The 24,037-nt window shown below is 46.1% G+C and carries 18 protein-coding genes; 11 read left to right on the forward strand and 7 right to left on the reverse strand.

Going from position 1 to position 24,037, the window contains the following annotated elements:
* Positions 1–393, forward strand: coding sequence for a VOC family protein (locus tag AC27G9_RS07505; RefSeq protein ID WP_487072666.1), 393 nt, complete (start codon positions 1–3; stop codon positions 391–393).
* 124 nt (positions 394–517) lie between these two features.
* A complete protein-coding gene (locus AC27G9_RS07510; protein ID WP_487072668.1) occupies positions 518–5,092 on the forward strand; it encodes a molybdopterin cofactor-binding domain-containing protein in 4,575 nt (1,524 codons plus the stop codon).
* A gap of 27 nt (positions 5,093–5,119) precedes the next feature.
* Here the strand turns inward: AC27G9_RS07510 and betI are convergent, their stop codons facing one another.
* From betI to AC27G9_RS07525, 3 genes are read right to left on the reverse strand one after another with little or no spacing between them, the layout of a single operon-like run.
* Complete coding sequence (gene betI, locus AC27G9_RS07515) at positions 5,120–5,686, reverse strand: transcriptional regulator BetI (RefSeq protein WP_487072670.1); 567 nt, start codon at positions 5,684–5,686, stop codon at positions 5,120–5,122.
* Between the two features lie 6 nt (positions 5,687–5,692).
* Entirely contained in the window at positions 5,693–6,748 is a 1,056-nt protein-coding gene (locus AC27G9_RS07520) for an alkaline phosphatase D family protein (RefSeq protein ID WP_487073649.1), read from the reverse strand.
* Between the two features lie 49 nt (positions 6,749–6,797).
* Entirely contained in the window at positions 6,798–9,218 is a 2,421-nt protein-coding gene (locus AC27G9_RS07525) for a TonB-dependent receptor domain-containing protein (protein WP_487072672.1), read from the reverse strand.
* 324 nt (positions 9,219–9,542) lie between these two features.
* Here AC27G9_RS07525 and AC27G9_RS07530 point away from each other — a divergent pair, with 324 nt between their 5' ends.
* Positions 9,543–10,652: an MBL fold metallo-hydrolase gene (locus AC27G9_RS07530; RefSeq protein ID WP_487072674.1), complete on the forward strand. Its 1,110-nt coding sequence runs from the start codon at positions 9,543–9,545 to the stop codon at positions 10,650–10,652.
* Between the two features lie 56 nt (positions 10,653–10,708).
* Here AC27G9_RS07530 and AC27G9_RS07535 read toward each other — a convergent pair whose 3' ends face one another.
* On the reverse strand, positions 10,709–11,569 hold the full coding sequence (locus AC27G9_RS07535) for an alpha/beta hydrolase (protein WP_487072676.1): 861 nt from the start codon (positions 11,567–11,569) through the stop codon (positions 10,709–10,711).
* Between the two features lie 202 nt (positions 11,570–11,771).
* On the opposite strand from AC27G9_RS07535, the gene AC27G9_RS07540 reads away from it, so the two are divergent.
* Together AC27G9_RS07540 and AC27G9_RS07545 are read left to right on the forward strand one after the other, a co-directional pair.
* Positions 11,772–13,913, forward strand: coding sequence for a winged helix-turn-helix domain-containing protein (locus tag AC27G9_RS07540; protein WP_487072678.1), 2,142 nt, complete (start codon positions 11,772–11,774; stop codon positions 13,911–13,913).
* A gap of 108 nt (positions 13,914–14,021) precedes the next feature.
* Positions 14,022–14,594: a paraquat-inducible protein A gene (locus AC27G9_RS07545; RefSeq protein ID WP_487072680.1), complete on the forward strand. Its 573-nt coding sequence runs from the start codon at positions 14,022–14,024 to the stop codon at positions 14,592–14,594.
* 29 nt (positions 14,595–14,623) lie between these two features.
* On the opposite strand, the gene AC27G9_RS07550 is transcribed toward AC27G9_RS07545, so the two are convergent.
* The 3 genes from AC27G9_RS07550 to AC27G9_RS07560 all read right to left on the reverse strand — a co-directional run bounded on the left by AC27G9_RS07550 (position 14,624) and on the right by AC27G9_RS07560 (position 17,396).
* Complete coding sequence (locus tag AC27G9_RS07550) at positions 14,624–15,841, reverse strand: M56 family metallopeptidase (RefSeq protein WP_487072682.1); 1,218 nt, start codon at positions 15,839–15,841, stop codon at positions 14,624–14,626.
* Positions 15,834–16,223 (reverse strand): BlaI/MecI/CopY family transcriptional regulator, encoded by a 390-nt coding sequence (locus AC27G9_RS07555; RefSeq protein WP_487072684.1) that lies wholly within the window; start codon positions 16,221–16,223, stop codon positions 15,834–15,836. Before AC27G9_RS07555 ends, AC27G9_RS07550 begins: the two co-directional genes overlap by 8 nt.
* A 171-nt stretch (positions 16,224–16,394) precedes the next feature.
* Positions 16,395–17,396: a substrate-binding domain-containing protein gene (locus tag AC27G9_RS07560; RefSeq protein ID WP_487072686.1), complete on the reverse strand. Its 1,002-nt coding sequence runs from the start codon at positions 17,394–17,396 to the stop codon at positions 16,395–16,397.
* A 257-nt stretch (positions 17,397–17,653) separates the two neighbouring features.
* Between AC27G9_RS07560 and AC27G9_RS07565 the strand changes: the two genes are divergently transcribed.
* The 6 genes from AC27G9_RS07565 to AC27G9_RS07590 all read left to right on the forward strand — a co-directional run bounded on the left by AC27G9_RS07565 (position 17,654) and on the right by AC27G9_RS07590 (position 23,994).
* Positions 17,654–18,724 carry an aldose epimerase family protein gene (locus tag AC27G9_RS07565; RefSeq protein ID WP_487072688.1) on the forward strand — a complete coding sequence of 357 codons (1,071 nt, stop codon included), beginning with the start codon at positions 17,654–17,656 and terminating at the stop codon, positions 18,722–18,724.
* 113 nt (positions 18,725–18,837) lie between these two features.
* A complete protein-coding gene (locus tag AC27G9_RS07570; protein ID WP_487072690.1) occupies positions 18,838–19,893 on the forward strand; it encodes a UDP-glucose--hexose-1-phosphate uridylyltransferase in 1,056 nt (351 codons plus the stop codon).
* Entirely contained in the window at positions 19,883–21,025 is a 1,143-nt protein-coding gene (gene galK / locus AC27G9_RS07575) for a galactokinase (protein WP_487072692.1), read from the forward strand. The genes AC27G9_RS07570 and galK overlap by 11 nt, the downstream gene beginning before the upstream one ends.
* Before the next feature lie 308 nt (positions 21,026–21,333).
* Complete coding sequence (locus AC27G9_RS07580) at positions 21,334–22,026, forward strand: FadR/GntR family transcriptional regulator (protein WP_487072694.1); 693 nt, start codon at positions 21,334–21,336, stop codon at positions 22,024–22,026.
* Positions 22,027–22,159: 133 nt separating this feature from the next.
* Positions 22,160–23,482, forward strand: coding sequence for an alpha/beta hydrolase family protein (locus tag AC27G9_RS07585; protein ID WP_487072696.1), 1,323 nt, complete (start codon positions 22,160–22,162; stop codon positions 23,480–23,482).
* Positions 23,483–23,631: 149 nt separating this feature from the next.
* Positions 23,632–23,994: a hypothetical protein gene (locus tag AC27G9_RS07590; RefSeq protein ID WP_487072698.1), complete on the forward strand. Its 363-nt coding sequence runs from the start codon at positions 23,632–23,634 to the stop codon at positions 23,992–23,994.
* Positions 23,995–24,037: the final 43 nt, after the last annotated feature.

A 24,037-nucleotide genomic window follows, 5' to 3' on the forward strand; every position in this document is an offset into this window, starting at 1 on the left:
ATGAAACACGCAATAGCCCATATCACTTTGGTGGTAGAAGACTACGACGATGCCATTGAGTTTTACACTCAAAAGTTAGCTTTTGAATTGGTTGAAGATACCTATCAAGTGGAGCAAGACAAACGCTGGGTTGTCGTCAAACCTGCTAACAGCGAAGGCGCGACCCTGTTGCTAGCTAAAGCATCAAAACCAGAGCAAGTTGCCGCCATAGGCAATCAAACAGGTGGACGAGTCTGTTTGTTCTTATCAACCGATGATTTTTGGCGAGATTACCATTCTTTTTCACAACAGGGTGTTGTCTTTGTACGCGAGCCTAGTGAACAGACTTATGGAACAGTAGCTGTGTTTGAAGATTTGTATGGCAATTTGTGGGATCTGATTCAATATCGCTAGGTCGATAGAATTTATAGAATTAAAACAATCGTTTAATTAAATTTAAAGATGCACCATCAAGTGGACAGAGATGCATCTATCTCCTACGCTTTTAGACATACCAAACTAAAGATAAGGATGTCTGATGGCTCAGTCCATTACGTTTTTTCTCAACGGCAACCCTGTTGAACTCGCCAACCCCTCGCCCAGTTTATTGTTAATCGATTACCTGCGCTCACCAGAAGTGAAACTTGCAGGAGCGAAGAAAGGTTGCGGGCAAGGTGGCTGTGGCGCCTGTACCGTGATTTTGTCCAAATGGGATGACAGCACCAACAAAGCAACGCATGCCTCGATTAATAGCTGTTTACGACCCGTGTGTTCTTTACATGGCTATAGTATCACCACGGTTGAGGGGACGGGGGGCGCAGTTAGACTACCGCCAAAAAATCCTCAGCAAACACTCGCCTCGAGCCGTGCCAAAGCCCCGTTTGGAACGGACACTACGTTGGCAATCGATTCTCAGCAGCACAAAGGTGTGGTCAAACGAGAGCAGCGCGAACAAGCGGGCAAGGTTCGCACTCAATCGAGTTTTACTGCACCAGATGCGGAGTTGTTAATTGATGTCGAAAACTTATCGACCCAAGAAACAGGCGCAGTGAGCAGTTGTGAAGTGCCAACCATTGATCCGAGTATTAACCCCGTTGCTTATCGTTTAGCAGTTAATAATGGTAGCCAATGTGGATATTGTTCAACGGGGTTTGTCATGAATATGTCGGCGTTTTTAGCAAACTATTCGTCCCCCACAAAGAAACAGATTGAGGACGCATTTGATGGCAACCTTTGCCGTTGTACGGGTTATCGTCCAATCTTAACGGCGATGAAAACATTTGCCGTAGACTGGTCGCCGGAAGACGAAGACAATCGGATGAAATTGTTACTTGACGACCAAGTCAAAGCGCAAGCTGTAGGCAGTCAAGTGACTATTCCTTTTCCTGAGGGGGCGCAGCAGCAAGCGAGTCCCGTGGATATCGTCAATAGCAAACAATCATGGTTGATGCCAACCAGTGTGAATGAACTGGCAGATATCTATCATCAGTATGATGCAAAGGACATTTATTTACTGCATTCCAATACTGCATTCGGTATCTATGTAGAGGACTTCCTGAAAAGTCCTGTGCTGGTTGATGTGAGTCGTATTCCTGAGCTATACGGCATTGAACAAGAACGGGGCAGCTTAACCTTTGGAGGCGGTACAACCTATACGCAACTGCTCGACTTTATCAATGATGCCTTTCCTGCAATATCTGAAACCAGTGCCATTGGTGCGCTGAAGTTTATGCTTCATCGCACCGCTGGGACCATTGTGCGCAACGCTGCGACCTTGGCAGGCAATACCATGTTGGTACTCAAACACATCGCCGATGGTACAGGTGAACCCTTTCCATCGGATGTATTTAGTGTGTTGTATACACTTGATGCTCAGATCACGTTTTTTAGTCCCCAAACGGCAAAAATTCAGACCCTGTCTTGCCAATCATTGGTTGAAGCCGTGGTTAACAATCAAGTGGAAACAGACGGTATTTTGCTATTGTCATACCGCATCGCCCAAGTCGATGACGCGATTTTAGTGCTAGCGCAAAAAGTGGCCCTCAGAGATATTAACGCACACAGTATTGTCAATTCAGGTATCTGGCTAGATGTGGATCCCGAATCGTTGACAATCAATGAAGTCAAACTGGTTTTTGGTGCCATTGCCCCGTTTCCCTGGCGAGCGAAAAAAACGGAACAGGCCATGTTGGGCAAAACCTTAAATCAAGCAGCGTTTAACCAATGGTTGTTAATGTTAGGAGCCGAAGTCGATGGCGCTTTAGTGCATTGGCAAAAACGTATGGCCGAGGTGAAAGACGAGGGATTTTCTCGCGAATACAAAGTGGCGTTAACCCAGGCCTATGCATACAAAGCAATGCTGACCAAATTGGTTCAAATTAACCCTGCATCCGTGCCGGAGAAAGACCGCACTGCTACCGATATTACGTGGGGGAATTGGCCGGTGAGTGAGGGCACTCAGGCTTATAAATCGCAGGGCTTCAAGGCACCCGTATCTGAACCTTACGTCAAACTGATGGCGCTTTATCAAACGTCCGGACAGGTGAGGTATACGCATGAAATGGAAGTGCCCACATCGACTTTAAATGCGGCGTTTGTACAAAGTACAAAAGCGTTAGCTAACTTTTGTTTCAAACACCCTGAAACCGGTAACTGGCCGATCTCAGCGAAAGAGCTCAGTGACTACTTGCAATCACAACAACCCAAGTTTGAGCGTTTGATAACGGTGAGTGATATTCCCGAACACGGCTTGAAATTGATAGGAATGGGAGGCGATCAACCCGTTTTCGCTATTGAACAAGTTAACTACGTAGGACAATCATTGGCACTCGTCGTAGGTGAAGATGAGGCCGAAATGCAACATTTAGCGGATTTTGTGTCGCAATATTGCGTGCATTATTCACCGGTGAATTGGCAACCAGAGTGGCAGGATCCCATTGTCGATTTAAAAGAAGCGATCACGAGAGGCAGTATTTTCCCTGATTATCCTGAAACCGCCCCGTTCGTCAGCCATATTTGGAAAATCGTGCGCAATCACAGTCAGTTTGACTGGTTACCGCAAACGGTGACGCCCGGGAGTACGGCGATTTCCACCCATCCGACGCAGATTGATGGGGCGAACTGCACGGTTGTGGCATCTAGTCAGCAGTGTGGCGGACAGGCGCACTTCTACATGGAAACTCAAAGTTGTGTGGGTATGCCGGGTGAAGGGGAAATGATTCATATTCACCCTTCGTCTCAAAGCCCAATGGAAATGCATCAAACTGCCGCTGCGGTGTTGGGTAAGGAGCACAATCAAGTGGGGGTTCACATCCGCCAGTTAGGTGGCGGTTACGGCGGAAAAACTGAGCAGGCTAAGTTCATTGCTGCGGCAACGGCAGTTGCAACTCACACGGTGCAAAAGCCAGTGAGGCTAGTGATGCCAAGGGACAACGATACCCTGATGATCGGCAAACGACACGGGTATTTTGGCCAGTACCAAATCGCCATTGACGATGGTTCTGTGAACCCCGCTAATAAAGGGATGATTCGCGGATTCGATTTGTCTATGTACGGTGATGGTGGCGCCTTCTACGATTGTTCATTTATCGTTTCGAATTGTATTCAAACGCGAATCGATAATGCGTACATGGTGCCTAACTTTCGAAGCAGCATTGATGTGTGCCGGACCAATACCGCACCGAGCACCGCATTTAGAGCATTTGGTGATATCCAAGGCAAACTCATGTCGGAAAACGCCATCGATGATGCGGCTTACGCGATTGGCATGCCTGCCCACAAAGTTCGAGAAAAAAATCTGTATGAACGAGGAGACGTGACGCCATTCGGACAGGCTTTGACCTATTGTTATATGCGAGATGTTTGGCATTACTTACTCAAACAATCGAACTTCGAAGTAAGGCAAGCTGAAGTGGACAAGTACAACAGTGAAAACCAGTGGCGAAAACGGGGCATTTATATTTTACCTGTTAAATACGGCTCTGGTTACAATCTTGTTCAGCTAGAACAAGCCAGCGCTTTGGTCTCCATTTTTTCAGGCGACGGTTCGGTATTGATCAATCAAGGTGGTGTCGATATGGGGCAGGGCATGGTCACCAAGATTGAACAGGTTGCGTCTTACATTCTCAATGTACCTATGGATTTGATTCGTATTAATTTACCCAATACTGAGGTCATACCCAACCCCACGAGCACAGGTGGTTCAACGGGTACCGCATACAACGGACTTGCGGTTAAACAAACCTGCGAGCGTATACGTGACCGTTTAATGGCGTTCGCTATGAACGTAAGAACGGAGAAAGGAGAGCAATGGTGCAAAGACAACGGAATTGACTATTGGAACTATGGTGAGAAAGGTTGGGCCACTGAAATACCAGTGAAAAATACGCAGCATCAGAAAAAACTGATTTGGCAAAACTTGATTGCACTCGCTTATACCGAGCGGGTTTCCTTGGTAGAAGCGTTTAACGCTAAGGTACCTGGCGGCGAAGATCCCATGCCGGTATTGGAGTACAAATCACTTAAGCAATCACAAGACGAAGCCATTCCCGGTATTGAAGTGTCAGACTTTTTGATTCCCGGTTCTTTTGATTCATTTTGTGGTTTCACTTATTCGGCTGCAGTGAGCGAAGTGGAAATCGATGTGTTGACCGGAGAAACAAAAATACTCCGGGCGGACCTAATGTATGACATGGGATGGAGTATCAACCCTGCACTCGACATTGGGCAAGTCGAAGGGGCGTTTATTCAAGGCGTGGGTTATGTAATGACCGAAAAGTTGGTGTATGAACCTGAGGGTGAACACGAAGGCCGATTGAATACAGTGAATACATGGCGCTACAAGCCTCCGGGTGTGACCAATATCCCGTTGGAATTCAATGTGAGTTTATTCCCCAGGGACTTAGCCAATGTGCCAGATAACCCGAATGAGTTACTGTCTGCGAAAGAGGTAGGGGAGCCGCCTTTAGTTCTTGCAACCAGCGTGTTCTTTGCAATTAAAGCCGCAATTCGAGCATCTCGTCTGGAAAGAGGGTTAGATGGTCTTTTCCAATTTGATGCTCCAGCAACTGTACAAGAGGTCCGTCGAGCCTGTGAGGTTCAATTCTCAGAGTAAATGAGTCGCGGCATTGACGGTTAAACGTCAATGCCCCAGCTGTTGATAGATAAAGCGTTTGATACTCGTTGAGGCGTTTTGGAACGTCGTTTCATCGGCATCGCTCAGAGCACTACGGAGCCAGAAGCCATCGATCAAGGCTGCTGTCATGTCGGCGATTTCGTAGGCTTCCTGCTTGGGAAGTAGTTCACAAAAACTAAATCTTAAATTTGATTGAAGACGGCGCTTATTGACCTCTTGTAATCGGTTTAGTCCGCTGTCGTGAAGTGACTGTGCCCACAAACTCAACCATGTTTTTGTTGCTGAACGCGTTCGGTGGACGGATGAAAAATTGCTATCCACTATGCCCTCTAGCCTCGCTAATGGGGTATCAAATTGCTGCTTTATTTGGAGTTCGCCAAGCAAGTACCGCATGGTGGCTTCAATTAGGCCTTGCTTGCCACCAAAATAATGACTGATAATCCCCGCAGACAACCCCGCTTGTTTGCTAATAAGACTGATTGTCGTGGCGTGAAGACCAACATCCGCGACCACTTCTATTGTAGCGCTAATCAGTTGATTACGGCGTATGGGTTCCATTCCCACTTTTGGCATAGTGAATTAATCCTGTGTATAAGGCGAAATCGAAGAAAGCTTAAAACTGTGTTTGTTGAGCACTTCACCATTGACATCTTTTAATGACAGAGAAATGAGCGGATCCCTCATCGTCCAATCGATATCGATGGCACCGTAATTCACCTGATGGGTGTAAGCACCTATTCGATTTTTATTGGGGCTCACTTCCTTCCACTCTTCAGTTAATCCTGAGCTCGTGACTTCCCAGAGTGGATAATCTAACCCTTCATGTAAGTAGCTAACTTCTCCCCAATGGGTATCACCGCTAATCAGAATCACGCCATTAATACCATGGTCTTTGATGAAGGATTTGAGCCGATTGATATCATGTGGAAAATTTGCCCACGCTTCCCAGCCAGTAAAGTCGGCCAGTACTTGTAAACTCGACGCTATCACTTTGATCTTGGCGGGTTTCAATAATTCGGTTTCAAGCCATTGCCATTGAGCTTCACCCAGCATACTGGCTGTTGGGTTTTCGCTGACAGCATACGGTCCCATATTTTTTGACTTACGCTCGGTGACGTAGGTCAGCTTTGATACAGTATTGATGTCGTCACGGTTCCATCGCAAATCAGGCATGATAACGTGAATGCGTTGGTCAGCTTCGTTGTATTTATAAGACGTATATATTCCATCTGCGCGAGAGCGGCGAGGTGACGTTTTTGGCTCTTGCCAGAAATCTAGCATAATTTGACGGGAGGCTTCTTTTTGAGGAAAGCCTTTGCCGGCGTCGTTTTCGCCAAAATCATGGTCATCCCAAATGGCAATAAGAGGGGTCGTTGCTCTTAATTTTTTGAAGCGCGGCTTTTGCCCTAGCTTTTGATATTTTTGTGCGAGTAATTGCATGTCTTCAGTATCACCGTAGACGTTGTCACCCAAAAACAAAAACAGGTCTGGTTGGTCGTCGATGATGCTGTCGAGAATCGGCATAGCCTTGTCTTGGTGACCGCAGGAACCAAAGAGTATGTGGTCGATGGGTTCACTGGCTGACGCCGATGCTGACGCTAGCAGTGCGCAGAGTATAAATGGGATTTTCTTCATAATAAAAAAAGGCGGGCTTGCACCCGCCAGTACTTGGACACACAAATGGTTAGAAAGTGACTCTGGCATTCAAGGCTGCCGCACGAGGTGCGCCAATCCAGAATGCACCCGGTGCAATCGTTGATGCATAGTCTTCATCGAATAGGTTGTTAATGGTGAAGCGAATCTCGATTTCTTCAATACTCTCACCAAGCCCGTCGATGTAGCCACCAACATAAAAGTCACTGACAATGTAAGAATCCACTTCAGCGGCGTTGTAGATATCCAAGAAACGAGAGTCTACGTACTTGGTGCTCAAGCCTGCGAAATAGTTATCTTTTGCCCAGTCTAAGCTGACAACGCCCATGGTATCTGGCGTACCTAATACCGTATTGCCTTCAATAGACACCAATGAAGACTCTGGGTTGTTAGGATCCGCAATCGCGGCTTCAGCAGCAGCAAGCGATTCGTAAACCGTTCCTGAGTTGCCAATAGTACCTACGTATTCAGATTCACTGATAGTCAGTGATGAGAACAGGCTCAGGTGGTCGGTTAACATGACGTCAAGAGAGAGTTCAAAACCGCTTGATTTAATCCCACCAACATTGCGATAGCCACCGGCCGCCGCTTCTAGGAAGTCGATACCAGACGCCGTTTCATTACTCGTGAACTGGATGCGGTTGTTAAACTCAATGTTGTAATAGGTGACGCTAGCATTGAAACCAGGAGAAGAATAACGCAGACCTAAATCGACGTTATCTGCCGTCTCTGGTTGAATAAAACGCAAGTCAGCATCATCGCGTTCTAGTTGCGCATCTTTGATTGCGGCAAAGTTTTCACCATAACCTGCAAAGGCTTCTAACCCTTCAACTGGCAGTGGTACAACGATACCAGCAGAGAACAGCGTATCTGAATCTGAATTGACCTGTAGGTCGTTGTCTGAGTTGAAGTTGTCTTGTTTTTCTAGCTCAACGTCAAACTGCTTGGCGCCAACGCGAACTTTGGCAAAACCAAAGTCAATCTCGTTTTCTGCGTAGAACATCAACGTATCGACTGGGAATGTACGGTCATACTGTATCCAGTAAGGTCTTTCGTCAAAGCGGAAGCTGGTAGCAGAATCAATGATCTTGTGCCAATCACGGTATTCTTCGCGTTCGTAGTCTTCCCACCAAATACCAGCGCGGAATACGTTATCAAATTCGCCAATTTTGGCATACCAGGTAGCGTCGGCATTAAAACCTAAACGCTCTTTTTTATAGTGAGTGTGACGGTATGAACCTACTGGGATTGCACCTTGCTCGTGACAACCTGGATCGTACTCAGGGCCGGCACCACCGTATGGGAAGGTAAGTGAACTTTGGCAACCATCGATGGGCGAAAGCTGTTCACCATTGCCGTTAACAAAGTAAATTTGGCCCAAAGATGGCCCACCGAATACGGTATTGCCGTTAAGTTCAGAGTGAGGGTTACCCGCACCGTCGTCAGTGACGTCGACGAGATATGGCGGAACCCAATCACCGCGACCTTCATTATCGTGGTAATAGACATTGGCAGATAAGTCTACCGCGCCCATTGTCCACTCTGCCTGTAAATAGGCAAACATGTTCTCGCGCAAGGTCGACCAGCCACGGCGAAATGCTTGGTCTTGATAAGGAATCCCTGTCCATTCACTGGTGAGCTGGTCCCATTCTGAATTTTGCGCATATTGGTCTAGACCATAGATACGTTGATAGTTGTCTTCGTGAGTATCATCGTATGCTACGTAACCCGTCAGGTTAACTTCATTGATAGTCGATACAATTTTAGCCGCGAAATGGTCTCGGGTATTTTCAGCAACCTGATCCATAAAATCGCTACTTTCTTGAGTTGATGCACTTACCCACGCATAGGTGTCTTTAAAAATCTCACCAGTTTCGTAACGGATGAAGTATTTTGAAGCATCAAACTCACCGCCTGTTACGCTGACTACTAGGCGTTCTTCATCACCTGGATTAATCGTGGTGAAATTGATTGTCCCACCGAGTGCTTCATGTGAACGAGACGCGATATCCGCTGTCCCCTGTGACACTTCAACGCCTCTTGTGTTTTCTGTATCAATGTAGCGGTTGGCTTTCGCACCACCGCCATAATTTGAGTTACCGTTAGCGATGCCATCGATAGTCATACCGATTTGCTGTTCGTTCAAGTTGACTTGAAAGCCACGGATAACGATAGAAGTAGACCAATCATCAGAGCCAAATGTATCACCTTCATTGATTAGTACACCGGGCAAGTTATCGATGATAGACAATACGCTTGTCATGCTGGTTTGTTGTTTTAACATTTCGTCAGAAGTCGCGTTATTGGCGTAAGATACGCTGCGACCAACAACGGTAACTTCTTCAATCTCTGCTTCATCAACAGCGACGTCATCAGCCGCAAAAGCAGGCAAAGAGGTGGCTGCTAGCACTGATAGTGCTAGAAAACTTTTCTTGCTTGGAAATGTGTTCATTGAATGTGTTCCTAGTAGTCCGTTTGTTTTTAATGTGTGAAACCGCGGATCATGCTAGGTGACTTTTGTGACACTAATATTTCTTTTTATTGAACGTTCAATTAATAAAAAATGACGAGTTTGAGTCTTTATTTAGTGAGGTAAAGAAAGAGAGGTCGGGGGAGGCAACCATTATGACCCATGAGATATGTTCGCAACTTTAGCGAATCACTGTGAATATTTTGTGACCCCACAGCAAGATACCGAAAAATTATAATACACTATGTAGTTTACTTTTTTGTGTTCATCCTTATAATACACTGTGTAGTTTACTTTTGGTGTGATATGAAATATTTCGTTGGTTTGATGGTCGTGCTTACGGCCATGTGTGTAGGAGCATATATAGTGAATAGTCAGTTGGTTGCCCAGAGCACACAGGATTTGTCGGGAAGAGATAATGTTGTGAATGGTAAGTTCGAGAATACTGAACCCGTTAATATGGGCAGTCTCGGCGATATGTTGCGCTTAACATTGCGTTATTTTACTGAGAAAAAGGTACATGCAATTCCAGACCAGGCACTGCCTGTTAGCACACTGACCCGCGATGATCTGCTCGCACTGTCCGATGATGAATTACACGTGGTTAAGTTTGGCCACTCTTCTGTTTTACTCAAGGTAATGGGCGAGTTTTGGTTGCTTGACCCCGTTTTTGGTAAGCGTGCTTCACCATTTTCATTCATGGGGCCAAAGCGTTTTCACAATACGCCAATGACGATTGATGAATTGCCCGAGATCGATAAAGTATTGGTATCCCACAATCACTACGACCATCTAGATAAGTACTCTGTTAAAAAGCTTGTTGCGAAGACCAAACAGTTTTTGGTTCCCATCGGGGTAGAAGCCAGTTTAGAAAAGTGGGGCGTCAGCGCCGAGAAAATTCAAAGTTTCGATTGGTGGCAGGAAATGCAAACCGCAGTGGGGAAAGTGGCGTTCACTCCAACAAAACACTTCTCAGGTCGTGGTTTAACCGATGGCAACAAAAGTCTTTGGGGGTCTTGGGTAATCGATACGCCAAGAGGCAAGGTGTTTTTCAGCGGTGACTCAGGCTATTTCGCGGGTTTTGCTGAAATTGGTAACCGCTATGGTCCATTTGACTTAACGTTTATTGAAACGGGGGCCTATGACAAGGACTGGGCTGATATTCACATGACGCCAGAAGAAAGCGTGCAAGCGCATCTTGATCTCCAAGGCCGTGTCATGATCCCAATTCACAATGGCACCTTCGATCTGGCGTTTCACGCTTGGTACGAGCCCTTAGAGCGAGTATTGGCTGCCGCACAAACCAATCAAGTCGTTCTGTCTACACCCAAAGTTGGCGAAGTCATGGGCGTGATGGCGCCACAGACGCAAGAGCGATGGTGGCAAGGGCTTGTACCACAGCAACTCGCGATGTAAGAGCCTTGTCCAAGGCGCTGATTAAAGGCCGCTCGTCAGAGCGGCTTTTGGGGACTTTAATCCTGTGCGGATACCTCAACAGGTTCCGTTTGCAAACTCGATAGCCACTTTACTGCTTCGACAGCGGTTTCTGGGAAGGCAGTAGTATGGTCTCCGTTCATCACTTGATAGTGAACGGATTCCGGCGCTACAAGTTGTTTTTCTAGGATTTGGATAAAGGCTTCAACCTTGGTTTGTAGTTTGTTTTCTGTCGAGCCGTGAGAAATAAAGACTTTAGCTCGGCTAGCTATCCCTTCCGGTTTAGGCGTTGTGTATTGTGTTATGTCCTGCCATACAGAAGGGCTACCCAGCACATAGTAGTGAAATGTATCTGGAAGACTCATCACAGTATATGCCCCAAAAGCCCCACCCAATGAATAACCAAAGTAGCTGCGTTTGGAAGGATCTGTGCGATACCTTGTATCGACAAAAGGAATCACGTCGTTGCGAATGAAGGCCAAGTGCTGCGCAGCTTGACCAAAACGGTATTTCTGTTGGTGCTCTTCATTTGTTGAAGGGGCGTAGGAGTAATCGCTAAATCGACTGACATAAGGGCCGACTTCTTCAACCAATTGAGGGTTGCTATTCGTTTGCCACGCGATACCAATTAAAATGACATCTTCAAACAAAAATTCTGATAACGCAGAGAGTATTTCTATATGCCAATATGCATCGGTGTAGTAAACGACGGGGTAGTGTTTATCACCGGCGTCGTAATTGCTAGGTAGCTTAACGTAGAGTTCATAGTGTTTTTGAGTGGCATTGTCTGTGATATTGATGATATCAGTACGAGGTATAACAAAACCGTGTTCAGATTGGGTTGCAGCGTCACTGGAAAAAATAAATAACAACAAAGTCGTCAGTAATAGTCGTCGCATTTCAGTACCTTTTGGGTTTGACAAGAATGATAGTCACGAAATCTAATTCACGTGTTTTCATTACGCTTGACGTCATACTGATTTATCGCTGAATTTCGACTGATTGTCTTAAATACTGGATTAGAAATAGTCGAGTGATTGAGTTTGGGTCTATGCGAGATTATGCTAATTCGATCTAAGGCTGCGGCCTTTAAGAGGAATTATGTCAGAACAATTTTGGATCGGTGGTTTTTTTGTTGACCTACCTCGCAATCAAATTACCCATAATAATAAAACGCAAACCCTAGCACCCAAAGCATTAGCTGTGTTAACTCACTTAGCCCGTCATCAAGGCCAGGTGGTGAGCCAAGATGCTTTGCTCGACGAAGTGTGGGCTAACACCGTTGTCTCTCCCAACACACTCCAACGTAGTATCGCCCAGTTGCGCAAGGCGTTTGGCGATGATGGCAAAGAACAGAACATTATTAAGACGCATGCGAAGCAAGGGTACAGTCTAGAGTGTGACGTGCGTTGGCAACTCACTGAGCAAGGAGCTGTTGTGCATATTAGAGGCGCACAACCGCAGAGTGATGTCGAAACTCCTCATCCGGAATCATCGCTGCCGCATAACAATGCGCAAACATCGTTGTTTGCGTCCCTATTAAAAAAGGTGACGGTTGGGGGGGGCGCAGCGTTGTTTGCCTTTATTGCAATAATGGCGGTTATGAACAGCGATACAGAGGGTTTGACTGTCAAAGAAATCAGAACCATAACGGCAACGGACAACAAAGAGCATTCGGGCGCGTATTCACCTGATGGTCAATATATCCTGTTTCATCGGTATTCTGATGTTCAATGTACCAACAATATCTGGGCAAAAAATGTCGACACATTGGAAGAGATTCAACTTACATCTCGACTTGAAGCCTACGGTGGGCACAGTATTTCACCAGATGGAAAGACATTAGCATTTGTGAAAGAGCAAGATTGTACAGCGCCGATCACGCAGAAAAAGTGCTATTTTTTGATGACATTGGATTTTCAAAAAGCGTTAGATGCCCCACAAACACCCACTCAACAACTCGAATGTAAACATTCTCGCATCAGACGACCACTTTGGCTGAGCAATACCGATGTTGCTTTGCTAAAACAAACAGGGGGGCAGTGGAGACTCATCCGTTACGCGATGCCAGAACAACAAATGGAAGTGCTTTTTACAGTGAGTGGTGGGAACATCATCTCCTATGATTACTCAGCAAAGCAAAAGGTGTTTGGGATCACGGCGGTTCACGAGGATGGCGAATATTACCTGGATCGAGTTAGCTTAGATGGGCAGTTGATTAGTAGCCACCGCATACAATACCCAGATAGCATCGCAAAACAGCGTTATATTTCTCCTCGCTTTACCAATGTGAACGACGACATGATATTTAGTACGGGTTACCAGTTGTACTGGTTGGCGTCAAACGGCAGCGTCAGTTCAGTATCTTTGCCTCTCAGTACACCAGTGGGGTCACCAGTATTTCATCCTGAAGCATTGCGTATGCTTGTCATATCAGGCCACTACGATAGTGATTTGGCTGCTTTCGAACTGGCAAGTTTTGATTCAAAACGGCAACAACTGAATGGCCAAGTCCTCCATCGTTCAAACGTAGGTGAATACTACGGCATGTATCAGCCTAATGGTGAGGCATTTGCTTTTACTTCAAGCCGTTCAGGAGGCAGTCAGTTGTGGTTGTCGCAAAATGGTAGAACTGTACCCTTGACAGCGTTTCCCAAAGATTCCTATATAGACGGTATCGTTTGGGCAAAAGACGGCCAACGGCTTTTGGTGAATGCCACGAAAACACTTTACGAAGTGACAATCGAAGGGAAGGTAACGGCAATTGAGACGAGTCTGCCTATTAGCCAACTACTCGAATGGGATAGCGAACATGAGATTGCCTATGTCAATGTAAGCGAAAACGGTGTGGTAAAGTTCGCACAGCTTGATTTGGCTACTGGCGAGTTTGACGTTAATACTGATGTCGCCGTCAAATTTGCAAGACTAACCACATCGGGCGAGCTATTGTTTCAAGACAAGTTAGACCGAATTTGGCGTCCGAGCACATTGGAAAATGAACTTATCGAATCACTCGTGGAGCATGGTAGCGACAGAGGATTTGTCGTCGCAGGAGAGACGCTCTACGGCGTCAATGATGACTTTGAACTTTGGTCTTACGCTCTGGAAACGGATGAAATGAGGTTGCTCGGTGAACTATCGCCTAGAACAGACTTCATTACGTACGCTGATGAAAAAAGTGTGATTACTTCGTTTAGAGTCTCCGCTAAGAAAGAAGTGGCAGAAGTCATTTTCGAACCTTAAAACTAATTGCTGAAAAATTGCGACCTAAAATGTAGGCCACATTTAAATGCGGCTCGTTGATTGAGGCATCACGGTATGGTGTGATGCAAAAAAGTGGGAGTAACGACATTGAAAAAACATATGGGGTTTGGGTTGAACTTGGCAGCACTCGGGTTGTTTTTTCCCGGTATTTTTCTCCCGATGTTTAAACTCAATATGGAAATGGCTGCCAATATCAGTAGTTCATCGTTGGTGTCGTCATTAATTGATAAAGAACTTTCGATTATTGCCACCGTTAGTGAGCTTTGGGGTGACCAACGATTGCTGGTTGCCGCTCTGATTTTCGGTTTTTCCGTTTGTATTCCACTGTTGAAAACCCTAATGGTGTCTTTTGCATACTTCCAATCTGACGCGGTAAGAGAACGCAAGTTGCTCTCTTTTGTATCAAACATCGGTAAGTGGTCGATGGCAGATGTTTTTGTCGTCGCTGTGTTCTTGGCGATTTTGTCTACCAATCATGCCGAGACGGCAACGGTGCATGAACTCAGTGTTTTCGGTTTTAAGTTTGCTGTCGAAATCAGTTCGCAAACACTGTCAGCTGTCGGGCAGGGTTTTTACTTTTTTACGGCGTATTGTTTGGTGTCTCTGGCTGGTACTCACCTTTACGCAAGTAGTACCAAAGCATCGAATAATGAGGGATAAAAAAGCCACCTGCTGGTGGCTTTAACCGATTATTTTTGAATCGCTATCTTTTCCATATCGTCGTCTTTGTGCTCGATATGTTGGGCGCTAAAGTCTGGTCCTAATTTGTAATCGAGTTGAACCAATAAACCAGATTGACGGAGTGGTTTGCCATTGCTGATAGCTGGCTTAAACTGCCATTGCTTGAGCGCAGTATAGGCACTGTCATCGAATACGCCCTCTGGCTTTGAATCGACAATAACAATATTATCAGTGGCGCCTTCTTCATCGATATCGAATTTAAGAATAACACTGCCTTCTTGTTCATTCTCAACTGCCGATTGCGGGTAAAGTGGTTCTACGCGATGGATAGGCCAAGCTTGATTGATTTTTTCAACTTCAATTTCTTGCTTGGCAAGAGAAGTGCCCGCTAAAGCGGCAAATGCAGTGAAGCTAACCGCGACAACAACGGCAGCACTACGCGCAATTTTGTTGATGCTTATCGGTTGTTTGATCGTATTAAGACGTTTCAACATTGTACTTTTTCCTCCAAAGACGGGATATAAGTTGTTATGTACTGATGCGTGCTCGGCACACTGGACGAGCGCCTTGGCATATATCAGTTTTTCCTTGTCACTTTTTTGCTTTAATACAGCGCTGTCACACGCTAATTCTTGGTTAATTCTAAAAGAGCGTAGGGCAATCCAAATCACAGGGTTAAACCAGAATAGTGTGATCATAAGTAACGCCAAGCCGTTCCATATGTGGTCAGAATGGCGGAAATGGGCTCGCTCGTGTTCTAAAATTAATGCTTGTTGTTGCGGATCGAATCGCGTCGAAAAATCCGTTGGAACTATGATTTTGGGGCGTAAAAAACCAAACAGCATAGGTGAACTGGTGGCATTGGAGTAATGAATGTCACCATCTCCTGTGCTTTCAACTCGGGTGGACGCACTGAGTTTGAAGTAACTGAACAGAATACCGAACCCAATGACACTTGCTCCCAAAGACCAGAGCAAAAACCATCCATTGTGATTGGATACCGCTACTTCGGAAGACAAGCCAACGACGTAGCGCGTAACGCTCTCATTTTGGATTTCAATTGGCGTCTGGGGTAAGTTGTTGGCTACCAGAACAACCGGAATCAAAAGCCATAGCGCGTAAGATAATTTGATGCCGATTCTATGAGTGAATAACTGTTCGAGTAGAATCAGTAATACTAACGCCGATGTAAGTACGACTTGTTGTTCAACTAGCCATTCAATCATTTTGGTCTTCCCATTGCTTGATCAATGACTTGAGTTCTTCAACGTCTTGTTTAGATAAATCGTTATGGTTTGCGAACCCCGCCACTAACGGTGCTAGCTTGCCCTTGAACAAACGGCTCACAAAACTTTCGGTTTCTTTCTTTGTATATTCGTCACGGGCAATCAGTGGCGAGTAGAGGTACTGGCGTTGCTGTTTTTCAAAACCGAGAACGCCTTTTTTAACTAAGCGTCCCAGTAGCGTTTTGACGGTTTTTTCATGCCAGTCTTTGCGCTCATTCAAGCGTTTAATGACGTCGTTTGCCGTAGCGGGATAGGCGTCCCAGATGACATCAAGGACATCGAATTCTGCGTTGGAAATATCAGGTTTACTATCTACTGTCATTATTTGCACCATTGATTACAACTGTAGTCTGAAAATAGAATTACATGTGTAATCATTGAATGCAAGTGAAAAATTCAAATAAGTTGATGAACGACTAATACAGAAAACAAAATGAATAGAGTGCACACTGCGAGCGATGACTCGCAGTGAGATAGGTCTTAAATGACAGGGTTAGGGGCGGCTGACTGATTCTCGACGAATAATCGTCGGCGTATACTTATAAGTGCCTTCATTGCTTGGAGCCTTGCCAAAAGCGTAGCTTAATGCGAGTTCTGCCGCCTTTGTCGCCATCATTTCGATAGGGTAGCGTAGTGTTGTAAGCTTAGGACGACAGTATTTGGCCAGCAAAATATCGTCATAGCCAATTACTGATATTTGGCCGGGGATATCGATATTGTGATCGAGCAGTGTCGTCATGGCTCCTGACGCCATGGCATCGTTGTAGGTGAGTACAGCTGAAGCTTTGACACCTTTAGCCAATAGGTTTTGCATGGCGAGCTCGCCGCCTTCCTGATCCGGTACGCCAAACTCAATGTTCGTGTCTGGTAGCTCAATACCGTGTTCATCAAGCGCGGCACGGATACCCGCGAGCCTGTGCTCAGGATCGTCAATGTGGTATTTACTCGAGATCACGGCAATGTCCCTGTGCCCTTGTTGTAGCATATATTCAGCCATGATCTTGCCGCCTGCCACGTTGTCCAACCACACACATCTATGACCAATTTCTGGAATGTAACGGTTGATGAGAACAAACCCAGGTACCTGCTTAGAAATCTCAATTAATTCGCTATCGGGTAAGGTTTTACTGTGTACTACCATGGCTTGGCAGCGGTGTTCGAGTAAGGTTTCGATGGCTTTGCGCTCGGTTTCTTCTTCGATTGAACCACAGCTCATCAATATTTGTACGTTTTTGTCTAGCGCGACAGTTTGAATGCCGTGGGCAAGGGAAGCAAAGAAAGGGTCTCTGAGTTCTGCTACAACAACGCCCAACGATGCACTTTGTTGCGACACGAGCGCTCTTGCGTTTGCATTGGGGCGGTACCCCATATCGGCCATAATTTGTTTCACGCGTTTTCGCGTTTCATCGCCAACTTTGGGTCCGTCATTGATGACCCGAGACACGGTCGCAAGTGATACGCCGGCTGCTTTCGCTATATCTTTTATTGTCGCCATTTTGTCTTTGTCCGCTCTCTATTCCTGAAAGAGTCGAGCTGATGCCTTGTTATTGCTGAGAGGAAAACATTTTCCTTAACCTCAGTTAATCTTACATAAAAATAACGTCATTGACATTTTTTTAAAAAATAATTGTCCGTTTGACGGTTTTTTGTTCAAAAAAACTTTTCAAAAGGAGGGAAAACGTATACCCTCTGCCTTTAGTTTATTATAACTGATAACGTATTGCTCGTGTTAATCAGATTATGAGGTCTTCAATGTCGAACGTTACTGGATTCAGTATCGAAACTGCCCATTTTGGCACCACTAAAAATGGTCAAGAGGTCACGCAATTTACATTGCGTAACGCTCTGGGGATGCAGGTTAAGTTAATTAACTACGGCGGCATTGTCACCGACATTCATGTGCCTGATAAAGAGGGAAACACAGACAACGTTGTAGTCGGGTATTCTACCCTTGGCGAATACGAAGCGGACCCTTTTTACCTAGGTGCAATAGTAGGCCGGTATGCCAATCGAATAGCGCATGGGCGATTAAACGTCGCGGGTAAAACTCATCAGTTAGATATCAATAATGGCCCAAACTGTCTTCACGGTGGTAATGGTGGTTTTCACAAGGTCGTGTGGCAAGCCCAGACGATATCCAATGATGACTATGTGGGTGTTAAACTACTTTACACCAGCCCTGATGGCGACAGTGGTTTCCCAGGTCAGCTAGAGACAATTGCCGAATACCGTTTGTATAAGACAAATAAGCTGGCGCTGCATTTCACAGCAACAACAGATGCCTTAACGCCAGTGAGTCTCACACAGCATGGGTATTTCAATTTGGCGGGGCAGGGAAGTGCACTTAAACACGAGCTTTGGCTAGCAAGCAAGGCGATCACGCCAGTTGACGAGGATATCAACCCGACTGGCGAACTAATGGATACGAGTGGAACGCCTTTTGATTTCTCTGCATTCAAAGCCATTGGTCAGCATATTGATGAAGCCCATCCACAGCTTGCATTAGCCGGTGGTTATGACCACAACTTTGCGGTAACTCATCATGCGCAACACACTAGCGTACAAGCAAAGCTTCGGGACCCTCGGTCTGGTAGGGTAATGACATTGAGTACAAACTCTCCTGGCATGCAGTTGTATACCGTGAATCTGGATGAGGCAGTTGTCGATAGCAACGGTAGCGTTGTCATGGAACCGAGAGGGGCTGTGTGCCTTGAGCCACAGCATTTTCCCAATGCACCGAATCAAGAAAATTTCCCTTCACCTTGGCTCGCCCCTGGCGAACAATGTGAAGTTACTTTCGAGTATGAATTTACAACGTATTGAAGGCGCTGAACAAGCGCCAATTTTTTGAATCTGGGGTTAAACGTTTCACCCTTGGTTTAACTCATAGAAATGGCGACATCGCTAGACAAGTAGCTTGTGTTGAGAGAATGATTATGCAACAACAATTTGATCCAGCCGATCATCCGCATCGGCGTTATAATCCACTGACTGGTGAATGGGTATTGGTTTCCCCTCATCGAGCTAAACGTCCATGGCAAGGCCAGTCAGAAGCCACCGCGGAAGATAGACGCCCGGCTCATGATCCCAGTTGTTATTTGTGCGCAGGCAATACGCGAGTAAATGGCGAGAAAAACCCTGACTACAAGGGCACGTTTGTATTTCCCAATGATTTTGCTGCGTTAAGAGATGACACGCCGCATGCAAGCAGCGATGACCCTTTGTTCACTTTCAGCACCGAACAAGGCTGTAGCCGTGTTATTTGTTTCTCTCCGGATCACAGCAAAACGTTGCCTGAACTATCGCACGACGAACGCGTTGCTGTAGTGCAATGCTGGAAAGAGCAAACTCGAGAGTTAGGCGAAACTTACCGCTGGGTCCAAGTATTTGAAAACAAAGGCGCTGTTATGGGGTGTTCAAACCCTCATCCACACGGTCAGGTTTGGGCGCAGCAACACTTACCAACATTAGCGCTGAAAAAGCAGGCCAATTTCAATGATTACTACGACAAACACGGCTCAAGTCTATTACTTGATTATGTGCGTCGCGAAATTGACTTAGATGAGCGTGTCGTATGTGCCAATGACGATTGGGTTGTTGTTGTGCCATATTGGGCGGCTTGGCCATTTGAAACGTTATTGTTACCGCGGTTTGAAGCCAATTCACTGATTCAGTTGAGCGCAAGCCAAGAGTCTTCTCTCGCTGACATCATTGGCAAAATTACGGTCCGTTACGACAACTTGTTTATGACCTCTTTCCCGTATTCAATGGGATGGCACAGTGCACCCAATGACGGTGAAGCTCATGCCGAATGGGGCTTGCACGCACATTTCTTTCCACCATTGCTGCGCTCTGCGAGTGTGCGAAAGTTTATGGTAGGCTACGAAATGATGGCAGAAGCGCAACGCGATCTTACGCCGGAACAAGCCGCGCACCGTCTTAAGAATTTATCAGAATTTCACTATAAGGAGCTGTCTTCAGATGCCGAGTAATAACACCCTGACAACGGCTTTTGAACGCGAGTTTGGCTATACTCCCGAAGCTGTGGTTCACGCCCCAGGTCGAGTCAATCTCATTGGTGAACACACTGACTACAATGAGGGGTTTGTCTTTCCTGCGGCCATTAATTTTGGGACCTGGATAGCGGCGTCGAAACGTACTGATGGCCAAGTGAAAGTAACGGCGTTGGACTACAATGGCGAAACCAATACATTTGGGCTCAACGATATTCAGTTCGATGAACAGCAAAGCTGGGCGAATTACATCCGTGGTGTCACTCAAGTTTTATTGAGCGAGTTTCCAGAAGTGACAGGCGCAGATATGGTTGTGACCGGGAATGTGCCTCAAGGCGCAGGTTTGAGTTCTTCGGCTAGTTTTGAAATCGCGATTTTACGCGCGTTTTCAACATTATTTAATTTACCGCTTGATGGGGTCAAGGCCGCATTGATGGGGCAAAAAGCAGAAAACGAATTCGTCGGTTGCTCATGTGGCATTATGGACCAGTTGATATCGGCCATGGGCAAAGAGCACATGGCGATGTTACTCGATTGCGAATCATTGCATATCGAACATTCACCGCTACCTGATGATTTGCAAATTGTTATTATCAACTCGAATGTGAAGCGTGGTTTGGTAGACAGTGAATACAATTTGCGTCGTGAACAATGCGAACAAGCTGCAGAAATTATGGGTGTAAAAAGCTTGAGGTTGGCGACGTTAGAAATGCTTGAAGCATACCAGCCTCAATTGCCGGAAGCCGCTTACAAGCGCGCACATCATATCGTCACTGAAAATGCCCGTACCTTGAATATGTACAAAGCACTGCAAGAGGGTGATATTGCAACGGTGAGTAAAGCGATGGCGGAATCTCACGTTTCTATGCGAGATGATTTCGAAATTACTGTACCGCCGATTGACTTTCTGGTTGAGATTATTTCGCAAGTGATTGGTGATACCGGAGGTGTTCGCATGACTGGCGGCGGATTTGGTGGCTGTGTCGTCGCCCTCGTTCCGAAAGATAAAGTCAAGCAAGTAGAAGACATCGTAGAACAGCGCTATGAGGAGCAGTCTGGCCTCAAGGCAACTATTTACGTGTGCAGTGCGGAGCAAGGGGCGTTTGCCTGAGTCTCACTCTGCTTGAACAAAGCTTAAACACATAAGACCAACAAGTCTTCATAGCGGCGCAACAAACCTGTTGCGTCGTTTCCTCCTTTCTACGCAAAACTTATCCTTGCAATTCCCCCTTCGATATTGCAATGTGTCGGCTGTCTTAATGCTTTTAGGCTGGTGTGACTTTCCAGCTTGTTAAAGTTTGGATAGGCGAACCAGTATTAAATGTGCATGTGTTCGTCAATAAACATAATAATTACAACACGTCACGCCCTAGCTGAGGTTAGCTAAGGTGAGAGTGACACTATTTGTCGATTTGCGGTATGCCAAACTCTCTGTCTCTCAATATTACTCAAAATCTCACCAATACACTGGGTCTCGCGATTGTACGTGGCGAATATCAAGATGCCTTGCCTTCAGAAGCCGAAATTTGTAACGAGTACGGTGTGAGCCGGAGTTCTACCAGAGAAGCGGTGAAAATGTTATCTGCCAAGGGGCTTATTCGCTCTCGCCCTAAACAAGGGATACGTATTCAACCCGAACGGTTTTGGAATATGTTCGACAGTGAGGTGTTAAAATGGATTTTAGTAAGCAAGCCTACCCTAGGTTTACTGAGAGAGTTTTTGGAAGTACGCGTGGTGGTCGAGCCACAAGCCGCGGCGTTAGCCGCTACCAACGCCAGCGAAGACGATTTAGCTGACCTTCAAACCGCGTTAAGTCGGATAAAAGATGCTGATACGGGGTTTGAAGATCCACTCGAAGCAGACATTGCTTTTCACGATGCGTTATTCAATGCAACGGGTAACCGATTCTTCTTGCAGCTGATTGATTTCGTCTCTACTGCGCTGCGCGTTACGATCCGGTATAGCCACAAAGTACCAGGCATAGAAACTCCATCTGCCCAAACGTATGAAGATTTGTGCCAAGCCATTGTTAATCGCGACAGTGTTGCCGCAGAAAACATTATGCGAGCTTCAATAGAGCGCTTAATGCAAGCCGTTGTGGCGTCACAATAGCCCTGTATTCAAGACATTTATTCGCGCCAATCACCAGTTTAAAGCCTGAGCCTTGTGTTTTCAGGTATCATCTTATTTATCATATAAAACTGAATGGTTGCATTGTAAAAATGCAAAGAAATGTGGAGTTTTCATGTTCAAATTAAGCCCTAAATTGGCAGTAGCGGCTGCGCTTTTAACGTCAGTTTGTTCCTTGAGTGTAACAGCGCAAGATACCGGTGTACCGTCTCCTCAATCTCTATATGTACCCTTACCGGATGATGTAACGCCTGAACTGAGTCAAAAAGGCCAATATGCCGTTGGTGTTAAGCAGTTAAATGTCACTAATAGCGGGCAATTCAATGTTTATACACAGCAGATGTATGACCGCCCACTAACCCTTGAGGTGTGGTATCCAGCCACCAGTAATGACGAGCCTGTAGCAACCTATGTCAATGAAACGCGTTCTGGAAAAGTCTTCTCAATACTGGCTGACGCGACACGAGATTCCAAAGTGGCTAAAAGTGATAGCCGATTCCCCGTCATCGTGCTATCCCATGGGTACACGGGTTACAGAACCATTATGTATTATCTTGGTGAGCATCTAGCCTCTCATGGTTATATTGTTGTTGGCATTGACCATACCGATTCCACTAATGCTGATGTGGATATCATCAACGGCCCTTACAATGGTTTTCCAAGCACGCTTTACAATAGGTCACGAGATCAACACTTCGCACTTGATGCTGTGCTGAACGATGCGTTTTTTGCCGCGGTGGCAGACCCAGCTCGAGCTGGAGTGGTCGGCTATTCGATGGGCGGTTTTGGTGCCGTTAACACCATTGGTGGCTGCTATCAATTCACCCCTGAGCAAGCGGGTATGTTCACAGGTACACAAGACCCCGCGGCAATGGCAGCAGTGCAGACGTTGCTAAACACCTGCGCAGGCGGAAAAACGTCGGTAGGCGATACCGATGCGCGTTGGAAAGCGATGGTGGCTTTAGCGCCTTGGGGTGGTCAACATCAGCTATTCAGTGCTGAAGCCTTAGCCGAGGTAGATGTACCTGCGCTCTATATATCTGGTGACTTAGACGATGTATCAGGTTACGAGGGCGTGCGTTGGTTGTACGAGCAGTCAGGCTCACAAGACACGTATTTGCTGACTTACGCCAATGCCAGACACAACATTGCTCCTCATCCCGCACCACTCGAAGCTATGGGTAATGAACTCGATGTTGGGCATTACTACGAGCCCGCGTGGAGCTCGCAAACACTCAACCTCATCAATGAACACTTTACCTTAGCAATGATGGACTGCTACGTAAAAGAGCAGGTATCAGCGTGTGAGTATTTGGCACCCAGAGGTAGCAGCAATCAAACCCCTGTGTCGGGTAAGCCCACTGCACCATGGAAAGGGTTTGATAACCGCTACGGTACGGGTATGACGCTGGAGAGCAAAAAAGCCAGTGCCGAATAAATCGTAAGCTTTTTGACATCAAGCCGCTGGCCTCAAGCTAGCGGCTTTTTTGTATAAGGTGAAGATGTAATACGAGTAAAAGCTTGATATTGTTAGCATGATGACCATATCTAACAGTAAGGATATTCACGCGCTTGTATGGTAATCCAGTGATCAAATGGGAACAATTAACTTGGTATCAAAAGGCCGCATTTTGGTGTGTTATCGGTGTAGTCGGTTGGTTTGCACCTGAGATTGCATTACTGTTCCACTTCGGTGGAATCGAAGTCGTGTTCGCTTTTATCGCTGTTTACGCAGTGCCTATATTAAGGCAACTTCGGTCAATTTACGCCAAGTGGGCCGAAGCAATGACACTAGCCGTCGTTACCTACAAAGAGAGTGCGGCTGCTCAGCCACGTGTGTTTTTGTTGCAAGCATCTTTTTGTCTAACTGCTTTCTCTGTGACCGGATCAGTGGCATTTTCTGCTTTTTTCTTTATGCCTGCTTTGGCATTTAATGGTGTGTTAATCTAGGGCGTATTGATAATACTTGCACGCTAGCGGTCAACACATTTGG

This window comes from Alteromonas sp. 5NS40-0096 (assembly GCF_057544385.1).